Annotated in this window: 11 protein-coding genes and 1 pseudogene; 1 reads left to right on the top strand and 11 read right to left on the bottom strand. The window is 70.9% G+C overall.

Annotated features, from left to right (window positions below; translation table 11 throughout):
• The 4 genes from JHD63_RS20020 to JHD63_RS20005 form a co-directional block, all read right to left on the bottom strand.
• On the bottom strand, positions 1-210 hold a 210-nt coding region (locus JHD63_RS20020), incomplete at its 3' end, for a hypothetical protein (protein WP_198972566.1).
• Positions 143-1,183, bottom strand: a complete 1,041-nt coding sequence (locus tag JHD63_RS20015) for a hypothetical protein (protein WP_198972565.1) — start codon at positions 1,181-1,183, stop codon at positions 143-145. The genes JHD63_RS20020 and JHD63_RS20015, both read right to left, overlap by 68 nt.
• Positions 1,184-1,337: 154 nt before the next feature.
• The gene (gene lysS / locus JHD63_RS20010; protein ID WP_198972564.1) at positions 1,338-2,876 is read right to left on the bottom strand and encodes a lysine--tRNA ligase; all 1,539 of its coding nucleotides are present in this window, start codon (positions 2,874-2,876) and stop codon (positions 1,338-1,340) included.
• Between the two features lie 73 nt (positions 2,877-2,949).
• Complete coding sequence (locus tag JHD63_RS20005) at positions 2,950-3,591, bottom strand: LON peptidase substrate-binding domain-containing protein (protein WP_198972563.1); 642 nt, start codon at positions 3,589-3,591, stop codon at positions 2,950-2,952.
• A 48-nt stretch (positions 3,592-3,639) separates the two neighbouring features.
• Between JHD63_RS20005 and JHD63_RS20000 the strand changes: the two genes are divergently transcribed.
• Positions 3,640-4,194, top strand: a complete 555-nt coding sequence (locus JHD63_RS20000; protein ID WP_198972562.1) for a YggT family protein — start codon at positions 3,640-3,642, stop codon at positions 4,192-4,194.
• A gap of 137 nt (positions 4,195-4,331) precedes the next feature.
• Here JHD63_RS20000 and accD read toward each other — a convergent pair whose 3' ends face one another.
• From accD to JHD63_RS19965, 7 genes and pseudogenes are all read right to left on the bottom strand, one after another.
• A complete protein-coding gene (gene accD, locus JHD63_RS19995) occupies positions 4,332-5,204 on the bottom strand; it encodes an acetyl-CoA carboxylase, carboxyltransferase subunit beta (RefSeq protein ID WP_198972561.1) in 873 nt (290 codons plus the stop codon).
• Positions 5,205-5,275: 71 nt separating this feature from the next.
• Positions 5,276-6,085, bottom strand: coding sequence for a tryptophan synthase subunit alpha (gene trpA / locus JHD63_RS19990; protein ID WP_198972560.1), 810 nt, complete (start codon positions 6,083-6,085; stop codon positions 5,276-5,278).
• Positions 6,082-7,332, bottom strand: a complete 1,251-nt coding sequence (gene trpB / locus JHD63_RS19985) for a tryptophan synthase subunit beta (RefSeq protein ID WP_198972559.1) — start codon at positions 7,330-7,332, stop codon at positions 6,082-6,084. Before trpB ends, trpA begins: the two co-directional genes overlap by 4 nt.
• Positions 7,333-7,374: 42 nt before the next feature.
• Entirely contained in the window at positions 7,375-8,091 is a 717-nt protein-coding gene (locus JHD63_RS19980) for a phosphoribosylanthranilate isomerase (protein WP_198972558.1), read from the bottom strand.
• Complete coding sequence (gene truA / locus JHD63_RS19975; protein WP_198972557.1) at positions 8,088-8,888, bottom strand: tRNA pseudouridine(38-40) synthase TruA; 801 nt, start codon at positions 8,886-8,888, stop codon at positions 8,088-8,090. The genes JHD63_RS19980 and truA overlap by 4 nt, the downstream gene beginning before the upstream one ends.
• Positions 8,889-9,974, bottom strand: coding sequence for a FimV/HubP family polar landmark protein (locus JHD63_RS24810; protein ID WP_198972556.1), 1,086 nt, complete (start codon positions 9,972-9,974; stop codon positions 8,889-8,891).
• 92 nt (positions 9,975-10,066) lie between these two features.
• A pseudogene (locus JHD63_RS19965) lies at positions 10,067-10,247 on the bottom strand (hypothetical protein); the annotation flags it as partial.

The raw sequence follows: 10,247 nt of genomic DNA, 5'->3' as shown, positions 1-10,247 counted from the left end.
CCCCCCCCCCCCCCCCCCCCCCCCCCCCCCCCCCCCCCCCCCCCCCCCCCCCCCCCCCCCCCCCCCCCCCCCCCCCCCCCCCCCCCCCCCCCCCGACCCGCCCCCCCCCCCCCCCTCCACTAGGTTCTCTTCGTCGGCAGCGTCAGATGTGTATAAGAGACAGCTCGTGGGCAGGGCGCGGCGGTGCGGCGTGCGGGGGTGGTGGCGCAACAGCCAGGGCGGGCGCGGGCGCCTGCGCGTGCATCGGCTGCGGCGGCGCAGTGCCCGGGCGCGCCATCGCCGCCGCCAGATGCGCCGCGGCCGGCACCTCGGCCCGGAAAGCGCGGCCCCCGCTGGTGGCGCCCGGCGGGGCGATGATGGTGACGCGGTTGTGGACGACGTTCTGCGCGATGTCGCTCGTCTGGTGGACCTGCGTCATGCGGTTGTGGACGCTGCCTTCGATGCGCATGCCGGCGGCGATGACCGGCGGCGCGCCGAGCACCACGGCCGGTGGCGTGCCCAGCGGGGCCGCCACGATCAGTCCCGGCCGCGAGCCCGGCGGCGGCGGCACGAAGACGCCCTGCGGCCCGATCGGAGGCGGCCCCTGGACCGCGCCATGGAGGTCGACGTCGATCTGCAGGCGCAGCGTGGGCGGCGGCGGCCGGAAGGCGTAGCGCGGCGGCGCCCAGAAGCCGTTGATGAACACCACCCGGTTGGCGCGGTGCTCGTAGTACGGCTGCACCCAGGCGTACTCGGGCCGCGGCGGCCGCGCCCAGCGCGCCGGGACCCAGACCCAGTCACGCTGCCAGGCCCAGTAGCCCCCGATCCAGTACGCATCCGGCCAGGGCTGGGGCGGCGGCACTTCCACGCGCATCGGCGGGGGCGCCCAGGCGGCGACCACCGGGGGCGGCTGCTCCAGCGCCGGCTCCGCATAGGCCGCGGGGGCCGGGGCGTAGACGGGCGCCGCGGCCGGCGCGGGCGCCGGTGGCGGCGCGTCCCGCACTGGCGCCGGTGGCGGTGCCACCGCGGGTGCGTGGGCTAGTGAGGGCGCGAGCGGTGGCGCAGTGGCCACGGCTGCCTGCGGCGCCTGCACGGGCTCGGCCGGCGGGGCCGGCGCATTGCAGGCCGTGGTGGCGGTGGCCAGTAGCAGCCATGCCAGACGGGTGTGTGCGGCCTGGGGCGCTGCGGGGATGGTGCTGGGCATGGAGAGCCTCCGGTTGGGCGCTCCTGCGGAGGCTGGGCGCTTGAACGGTCAACGTTCCGCGCCCAGAGGGCGCCGACGGATCACGGCCCGCCGGCGGGTGACAACTGCAACCGCCGGTATCGCGGGGCGTGGTGCGCGCGCCTGTCCCGGCGTCTCAGCCTTCCCGGCGCAAGGCAGGGAACAGGATCACGTCGCGGATGCTGGGCGAGTCGGTCAGCAGCATCATCAGGCGGTCGATGCCGATGCCGCAGCCGCCGGTGGGCGGCATGCCGTATTCGAGCGCGCGCACGAAGTCGTGGTCGAAGAACATGGCCTCGTCGTCGCCGCTGTCCTTGGCGGCCACCTGGGCGTTGAAGCGCGCGGCCTGGTCCTCGGCATCGTTCAGCTCGGAAAAGCCGTTGCCGAATTCGCGGCCGGTGATGTAGAGCTCGAAGCGCTCGGTGACCTCGGGCCGTTCGTCGTTGGCGCGCGCCAGCGGGCTGATCTCGGTCGGGTGCTCCATGATGAAGGTCGGCTGCCAGAGCTTCTCTTCCACCGTTTCCTCGAAGTACAGCACCTGCAGGCTGGCCAGGCTGCGGCCGGCGAGGCGGTGCTTGTCTTCGGTCAGGCCGAGTTTCTTCAGGGCGTTGGTGAGCCAGGCCGCGTCGTCCACGTGGGCGCCGGCCTCGGTGTACTTGAGGATGGCCTCGCGGATGGTCAGGCGCTCGAAGGGCTGCGACAGGTCCACCGGCCTGCCGCCGTAGCTCAGTTGCTGGCCGCCCGTGGCCTTCTCGGCGATGCTGCGGATCAGCGTCTCGGTGAAGTCCATCAGGTCGCGGTAGTTCCACCAGGCCGCATAGAACTCCATCATCGTGAATTCCGGGTTGTGCCGGACGCTGATGCCCTCGTTGCGGTAGCTGCGGTTGATCTCGAAGACGCGCTCGAAGCCGCCAACGATCAAACGCTTCAAGTACAGCTCGGGCGCGATGCGCAGGAACATCTCCTGGTCCAGCGCGTTGTGGTGCGTCTTGAAGGGCTTGGCGTTGGCGCCGCCCGGTATCGGATGCAGCATGGGCGTTTCGACTTCGAGGAAGCCGTGGCCCGCCATGAATTCGCGCAGCGCGCTCACGGCCTTGCTGCGCGCGGTGAAGCGCTGGCGCGCGTCCTCGTCGGTGATCAGGTCGACATAGCGCTGGCGGTACTTCTGCTCCTGGTCGGCCATGCCGTGGAACTTGTCGGGCAGCGGGCGCAGGCTCTTGGTGAGCAGGCGCAGCCTCGTGACCTTGACCGACAGCTCGCCGGTGCGGGTCTTCATGAGCGTGCCCTCGGCGCCGATGATGTCGCCCAGGTCCCAGTGCTTGAATGCGGCGTAGGCCTCTTCGCCGATCGCGTCGCGCGTGACGTAGAGCTGGATGCGGCCGCTGCCGTCCTGCAGTGTGGCAAAGCTGGCCTTGCCCATCACGCGCTTGAGCATCATGCGCCCGGCTAGGCTGGCGGGGACGGACTGGGCCTCCAGCGCCTGGGCATCGGTGGCGCCATGCGCGGCCTGCAGGGCGGCGGCGCGGTCGGCCGGCTTGAAGTCGTTGGGGAAGGCCACGCCGGCGCCCGCGGCCTGGGCCGCACGCAGCGCCTTGAGTTTCTCGCGGCGCTCGGCGATCAGCTGGTTCTCGTCGGTGGCGGGCGTGGCGGTGGCGGGGAGGTTCTGTTCGGACATGTGGCGGATGGGGGGCGGGCGCCCGGATGCGGGCATAACCCGCCATTTTAGTTTTGTGGCGGGTGCGCCCCCTTCAGGGCGTGATGCCGGCGCGCGACAGCATGTCGCCCACCAATTCCAGGCGCACCATGGGATTGTCCAGCGCCATCATGCGCTGGCGCAGTTCCAGCGGCATGGGCAGCAGTTCGCACCAGCGGTTGGCCACCCAGCCGCAGTCGTCCAGCCGCCAGGGCGGCGCCAGCGGCAGCGGCGGGGCTTCGGGCGGGCGCGGGCGCTGCTCCAGCGTGTCGATCAACTGGTGCAGCGCATCGGCGATGGGCTGCAGGTGCCGCGGCACCGGCACCGTGACGTCGTCCTCCATCTGCAGCACGTCGGCAACCCACAGGCCGTGCCGCAACTGCTCCTGCCGCTGCACCAGGAAACGCTGCGTGCCGGTGCAGCGCACCATCAGCAGGCCGGGCTGCGGGCTCTCCAGCGCATCGATGGTGGCCAGCGTGCCGAGCCGGTGGAAGGACTCGGTCGGCGCGCCGGCGCGGCGCACCTCCGAGCCTTCGGTGAGCGCGACCACGCCGAAAGGCGCGCCGGCCTGGTGGCAGCGGCGGATCATGTCCAGGTAGCGCACCTCGAAGATGCGCAGGGGCAGCAGGCCGCCCGGAAAGAGCACCGTCCCCAGAGGGAACAATGGCAGCGAGGTGAGGCTCAGTGGGGGCGGCATCGGCGGCTATCATCCCACGCCTGATCCACCCCTGCCCGGCGCCTGCCCATGCTCTATCAAATCGTCTCGTTCCTGCTGGAGATCGCCGTGGCCTTCGTGGGAGGCGCCTGCCTGCTGCGGCTGCACATGCAGGCCCTGCGCGTGCCCTTCGGCAACCCGGTGGGGCGCCTGGTGTTCGCGGTGACCGACTGGATCGTGCTGCCGCTGCGGCGCGTGGTGAAGCCGCTCGGGCGCTGGGATCTGTCGAGCCTGCTGGCGGCCTACCTGCTGGTGCTGGCCAAGACCGCGCTGCTGTGGACGCTGCTGGGCGCGGCCACGCCGGCGATCTACCTCCCGGTGATCGCGGTCTTCGCGTTGGCGCAACTGGGGGTGTCGATGCTCACCGCGCTGTTCATCGTCTATGCGGTGCTGTCCTGGGTGCAGCCCTATTCGCCGCTGCGTCCCATCGTGGACCGCCTGTGCGGGCCCCTGCTGGCCCCGCTGCGCCGCCATCTGCCGGAGATCGCCGGCTTCGACTTCTCATCCCTGGTGGCGCTGGTGCTGCTGCAGGTCCTGGCCATGGTGCTGGGAGGACTGCAGGGCGAAATGCTGCGCTTGCTGTAGCGACAACTGGGCTCCGTCATGTGAGCGCCGCCGGGGGCCAAGGCCGCCGCCGGGCCGCCCCAAGGCGGCCGCGCCTCCCCCTTGGGGGGTGGCGAATTACACGCAGCGAAGCGAAGTGAAAAGCCGGGGGGCCAAATTCACTCCACCGCGTCAGCCGGCAGCCGCTGCAACATGGCCAGCGCGTTGGCCACGGTCTTGCGCAGCTGGCGGCGGTCGCAGATGAAGTCGATCGCGCCCTTGGTCTGCAGGAACTCGGCGCGCTGGAAGCCCTCTGGCAGGGTGACGCGCACGGTGGATTCGATCACGCGCGGGCCGGCAAAGCCGATCAGCGCCTTGGGCTCGGCGATGACGATGTCGCCCATGAAGGCAAAGCCGGCGGAGACGCCGCCCATGGTCGGGTCGGTCAGCACGCTGATGTAAGGCTGGCCCTTCTTGGCCAGGCGCGTGAGCGCGGCATTGGTCTTGGCCATCTGCATCAGCGACAGCAGGCCTTCCTGCATGCGCGCGCCGCCCGTGGCGGTGAAGCAGATGAAGGGCACCTTCTGTTCGATGGCGGTTTCTACGCCGCGGACGAAGCGCTCGCCCACCACGCTGCCCATGCTGCCGCCCATGAAGTCGAACTCGAAGCACGCCGCCACCAGGTTGATGCTGTGCACCGCGCCGCCCATGACCACCAGCGCATCGGTCTCGCCGGTGCTTTCCAGCGCTTCCTTCAGGCGTTCCGGGTACTTGCGGCTGTCCTTGAACTTGAGCGCGTCGACCGGCAGCACTTCCTGGCCGATCTCGTAGCGGCCCTCCGCGTCCAGGAAGCCGTCGAGGCGGGTGCGCGCGCCGATGCGGTGGTGGTGGCCGCAGCTCGGGCAGACGTTCTGGTTGTGTTCCAGGTCGGTCTTGTAGAGCACGGTCTCGCAACTCGGGCATTTGATCCAGAGTCCCTCGGGCACCTGGCGGCGTTCGGTCGGGTCGGTCTGGGCGATCTTGGCGGGAAGAAGTTTTTCGAGCCAGCTCATGCGGGGGATCTCCGGTAGCGGGGCGGTAGAGGGCAGCCGGGGCGCCTGCAGCGCCCCGTAACCCGCCGATTTTACGCGTCGAGCGCCTGCCGGATGCCCGCCAGGAATTCCCGCGCGGCCGGCACCACGCCTTCGCGCGGCTGCTGCTCGATCAGCTGGATGATGCGCGTGCCGATCACCACGGCGTCGGCGACCCGGCCCACGGCCCGGGCCGTGTCCGCATCGCGGATGCCGAAGCCCACGCCCACGGGGATCTTCACGTGCTGGCGGATCGTCGGCAGCATGGCTTCCACGGCAGAGGTGTCGAGGTGGCCGGCGCCGGTCACGCCCCTGAGCGAGACGTAATAGACATAGCCGCTCGCGACCTTGGCCACCTGGGCCATGCGCTGCCCGGTGCTGGTGGGCGCCAGCAGGAAGATCAGGTCCAGGCCGTGGGCCTTGAGCTGCGCGGCGAAATCGACGCATTCCTCGGGCGGATAGTCCACTACCAGCACGCCGTCCACGCCGGCGGCCGCCGCGTCGCGCACGAAGGCGCCGCTGCCGTGGATGCCGTCATAGCGCTCCACCGGATTGGCATAGCCCATCAGGACGACGGGTGTCCGGGCATCCCGGGTGCGGAAGTTCCTGACCATCTCCAGCACCTGGCGCATGCCGATGCCCAGCGCCAGCGCGCGTTCGCCGGCCTGCTGGATCACCGGGCCATCGGCCATCGGGTCGGAGAAGGGCACGCCCAGCTCGATCACGTCGGCGCCGGCGGCGACCATGCCGTGCATCAGCTCGGGCGTGATGTCGGCATAGGGAAAGCCCGCCGTGACATAGGGAATCAGCGCCTTGCGGCCCTGGGCCTGCAGCTTCTGGAAGGTGGCGGCGATGCGGCTCATCGCGGTGCTCCCTTGACCACGTGGCCGCGCATGGAGGGCCGGTCGTAGAAGTCCTCGCCGGAGAGGTCCGCCACGGTGCCGATGTCCTTGTCGCCCCGGCCGGAGAGGTTGACCAGGATGGACTGGTCCGGCCGCATCGTCTTGGCGAGCTTCATGGCATGGGCCAGGGCGTGGCTCGATTCCAGCGCGGGGATGATGCCCTCGGTGCGGCACAGGTAGTGGAAGGCCTCCAGCGCTTCCCGGTCGGTGATGCCGACGTATTCGGCGCGGCCGATGTCGGCCAGGTAGGCGTGCTCGGGGCCTACGCCGGGGTAGTCCAGGCCGGCGCTGATGCTGTGGGTCTCGGTCACCTGGCCGTCCGCGCTTTGCAGCAGGTAGGTGCGGTTGCCGTGCAGCACGCCGGGGCTGCCACGCAGGATCGAGGCCGAATGCTTGCCCGAGTCCAGGCCTTCGCCGGCGGCCTCGACGCCGATCAGGCGCGTGTTCTCGTAAGGGATGTAGGGGTAGAAGATGCCCATGGCATTGCTGCCGCCGCCCACGCAGGCGACCACCGCATCGGGCTGGCCGCCGTTGAGGAACTGCGGCATCTGCGCCAGGCACTCGGTGCCGATCACGCTCTGGAAGTCGCGCACCATCATCGGGTAGGGATGCGGGCCGGCGACGGTGCCGATGATGTAGAAGGTGTTCTCCACGTTCGTGACCCAGTCGCGCATGGCCTCGTTGAGCGCATCCTTCAGCGTCTTGCTGCCCGACTCGACCGGCACGACCCGGGCGCCCAGCAGCTTCATGCGGTAGACGTTGGGGCTCTGGCGCCTGACGTCCTGGCTGCCCATGTAGACCACGCATTCGAGGCCATAGCGCGCGCAGATGGTGGCCGTGGCCACGCCATGCTGGCCGGCGCCGGTCTCGGCGATGACGCGCGGCTTGCCCATGCGGCGCGCGAGCATGGCCTGGCCGATCACGTTGTTGATCTTGTGGGCGCCGGTGTGGTTGAGGTCCTCGCGCTTGAGGTAGATCTGGGCGCCGCCCATTTCGCGGCTGGTGCGCGCGGCGTGGTAGACCGGCGAGGGCCGGCCGACGAAGTGCGCCAGCTCGTAGCGGAATTCCTCGAGGAATTCCGGGTCGTGCTGGTATCGGGCGTAGGCGTCGCGCAGTTCCTCGATGGCGTGGGTCAGCGTCTCGCTGGCGAAGGTGCCGCCGTAGACGCCGAAGTGGCCGGAGGTATCCGGCTGCTGGTAGGCAAACATGTGTGAATCCCGGTGGAGTGGGCAGCGCCCCACGGGGCGCCGCTACTGGATGGCGGAAAGCCGGGCGTCGGCGGCGCGCACGGCCGCGACGAAGGCCTGGATCTTGCCGGGGTCCTTGATGCCCTTGTGGCCATCGCGTTCGACCCCGGAGCTGACGTCAACCGCGAGCGTTCTGGCGCGCGGCCGCAGCGCGGCGATGCCATCGCCCACGTTTGCAGGTGTGAGCCCACCACTCAAGACGAGGTGAGCGTCGACGCTTGGAGGAAGAAGTGACCAATCGAATGTCTTTCCGCCGCCGCCATAGCCCTGGACATGGGCGTCGAGCAGGATGGCGCGGGCACGGGCGTATTCAGCCGCGTATTTTACGAGGTCGAAGCGCGGCGCATCGGCGCCAAGGGGAATGCGGGCGGCACGCAGGTAGGGGCGCAGGCCGTTCTGCGCGGCGGCCTCGCATTGCGCGGGGCTTTCGTCGCCGTGGAACTGCAGCATGGCGCCGGCGACCCGGGCCGAGGCCGCCATCACCCGTGTCGCTTCCTCGTTGACGAACAGCAGCACCGGCGTGACCCAGGGCGGCAGGCGTTGCGCGAGCGCGGCGGCGCGCTCGGGCGTGACGTGGCGCGGGCTCCGGTCATACAGCACGAAGCCGACCGCATCGGCCCCGGCGGCGACGGCCGCGTCCACGTCCTGCTCGCGGGTCAGGCCGCAGATCTTGATGCGTGTGCGCAGGGGGGCCTGCCTGCCGGAAACAGAGGGACTCATGGCAGCCAATCATAGGGGGCCGTCCGGGTCGGCAGCCCCCAGTGCGGCGCATAGACCGGGCCCAGGAAGTACAAGCCTTCGGGCGAGAAGGTGGGGGCGGCCGCGTCGCGCGAGCGCGCCGCCAGCACCTGACGCATCCAGTCCGCCGGCTGCTGGCCCTGGCCGATCACGAGCAGGCAGCCCATGATGTTGCGGATCATGTGGTGCAGGAACGCATTGCCCTCGAACTCGAAACGCCAGTAGGCGGTGGGACTGTCTTCTGCCCCGCGACGCGTGATGTCGGCGCGGTACAGCGTCTTGACCGGCGAGAGCGCCTGGCAGGCCGCGGCGCGGAAGGAGGTGAAATCGTGCTCGCCCAGCAGGTGCCGGGCGGCGGCGCGCATGGCCTGGCCATCGAGCTGGCGAAACACCCAGCCCACGCGGCCCGCGTCCACACTGGGGCGTACCGGCGACTGCAGCAGCACGTAGGCGTAGCGCCTGCGGATGGCCGAGGCACGCGAGTGGAAGGCGTCAGGCACCGGCTGCGCCCATTGCACCGCGATGTCGGGCGGCAGGTAGCGGTTGGTGCCGCGCACCCACGAGCCCATGGCGCGCTCCAGCGGCGTATCGAAATGCACCACCTGCATGAGCCCGTGCACCCCCGCATCGGTGCGGCCCGCGCATACGGTGGACACGGGCTGCGCGGCGAACTCGCTCAGCGCGAGTTCGAGCTTGTCCTGGACCGTGTTGCCGGACGACTGGCTCTGCCAGCCGTTGTAGCCCTGGCCGCCGTAGCTGACGCCCAGCGCCAGCCTCACCTAGCCCATCTCCGCCAGCATGCGTTCCGCGCGGCTGCGCAGGCTGCCGGAAGACTCGGCCAGCACTTCCTCGATCAGGTGGCGCGCGCCATCGGCGTCGCCGATGGCATTGAACTCCTCGGCCAGCGCCAGCTTGGTGTTGAGCGCATCGTCGCCGGAGAGGCTGGCAGGCTCCAGCGCGGCCGGCTCTGCCGTGCCGGCATCCGCCGTGGCGGCGCCGAGGTCGAGCGACAGCCCGTCCAGGTCGAACTCGAACCCGCTGTTGCCGGCTTCCGCGGGCGCGGCGGCCGTCGGGGCTTGCGCGGCAGCGGCAGGGGCCGCTGGCGGCGCCGAGGGCGCGGAGTCGTCCAGGTTGAAATCGAGCGAGAAGTCCTCGGGGACGTCGGCGCTGGAGGAGGGCAGGGGCGCCGGGGCGGGAAAGCCGGCGATATCCAGGTCTAGCGAGGGCGGTATCACTTCTTCGGCCTTGGGGTCTTCGGCGAGCGGCTCTGCAGCCGGTGCGCTGACAGGGGGAGAGGCGGGGAGCGCGGTGGTCACCGCGGCTGCGGCCGATGCCGCGGCGGCAGCGGCCACCACCGGCACGACCAGCCGTGCATCGGCAGCGGGGCTGGCGTCGAGGTACAGGGGGTTGGCCGGGGCCAGTTCGCGGCCGTGGGCCTGGATGCGGCTCCAGTCCTCGCCTTCGCCCTTGGTCACGCGATGGGCATCGGCCGCCACGGCATTGAACGCGGCCACGTCCTTGCGCTTGGCGTAGATGTCGGCCAGCTTGGCATGCAGCGCGCTGCGCGTGGGATGCAGGCGCAGCGCCTCCTTGAGGATTTCCTCGGCCTGCAGGTCGCGCCCGTAGGCCAGGTAGACGTCCGCTTCAGCCAGCGGGTCCACGTCGCCGCCGGCGTCGAGCTGGCTGGGCGAGTAGGTGGTGGAGATCGCCGAAGGCCGTGCATCGTTGGTGTTCACGTGCTGGCCGCCGCTGTTGCCGAAGAAGGAGTCCGGCTGCATGCGGCTTTCCAGGAAGCTGCTGTCCTGCTGCGCGGCGCGGCGGCGCTTGAGCACCCGGTAGCCCACCAGGGCCAGCAGCAGGGCCACGATCAGGCCGAGCAGGCCCAGGGTGCGCGAGTCTTCCAGCAGTGCACTGAGCCCGTCTTCTTCCGCAGCGGGGACGGCCGGCGGGGCGACGGTCAGCTTGGGCGCTGCGGCCGGGGGGGCTGCGGCCGGCGCCGGAGGCGGCGGCGGGGTGGTCTCGGGCGCGGCTGTCTCTTATACACATCTGACGCTGCCGACGAAGAGAACCTAGTGTGGGTGGGGGGGGGGGGGGGGGGAGTGGAGGGGGGGGGGGGGGGGGGGGGGGGGGGGGGGGGG

The sequence above is a fragment of the Xylophilus sp. ASV27 genome, assembly GCF_016428875.1.
Classification (GTDB): domain Bacteria; phylum Pseudomonadota; class Gammaproteobacteria; order Burkholderiales; family Burkholderiaceae_C; genus Xylophilus.
The sequence above is the reverse complement of the archived record's forward strand: the minus strand, read 5'-3'. Positions and strand labels throughout refer to the sequence as shown.

What these genes read in the sequence shown, in the direction of transcription:
- JHD63_RS20015 (WP_198972565.1), bottom strand. Translation starts at nt 1,183, where the DNA reads ATGCCCAGCACCATCCCCGCAGCGCCCCAGGCCGCACACACCCGTCTG.
- lysS (WP_198972564.1), bottom strand. Translation starts at nt 2,876, where the DNA reads ATGTCCGAACAGAACCTCCCCGCCACCGCCACGCCCGCCACCGACGAG.
- JHD63_RS20005 (WP_198972563.1), bottom strand. Translation starts at nt 3,591, where the DNA reads ATGCCGCCCCCACTGAGCCTCACCTCGCTGCCATTGTTCCCTCTGGGG.
- JHD63_RS20000 (WP_198972562.1), top strand. Translation starts at nt 3,640, where the DNA reads ATGCTCTATCAAATCGTCTCGTTCCTGCTGGAGATCGCCGTGGCCTTC.
- accD (WP_198972561.1), bottom strand. Translation starts at nt 5,204, where the DNA reads ATGAGCTGGCTCGAAAAACTTCTTCCCGCCAAGATCGCCCAGACCGAC.
- trpA (WP_198972560.1), bottom strand. Translation starts at nt 6,085, where the DNA reads ATGAGCCGCATCGCCGCCACCTTCCAGAAGCTGCAGGCCCAGGGCCGC.
- trpB (WP_198972559.1), bottom strand. Translation starts at nt 7,332, where the DNA reads ATGTTTGCCTACCAGCAGCCGGATACCTCCGGCCACTTCGGCGTCTAC.
- JHD63_RS19980 (WP_198972558.1), bottom strand. Translation starts at nt 8,091, where the DNA reads ATGAGTCCCTCTGTTTCCGGCAGGCAGGCCCCCCTGCGCACACGCATC.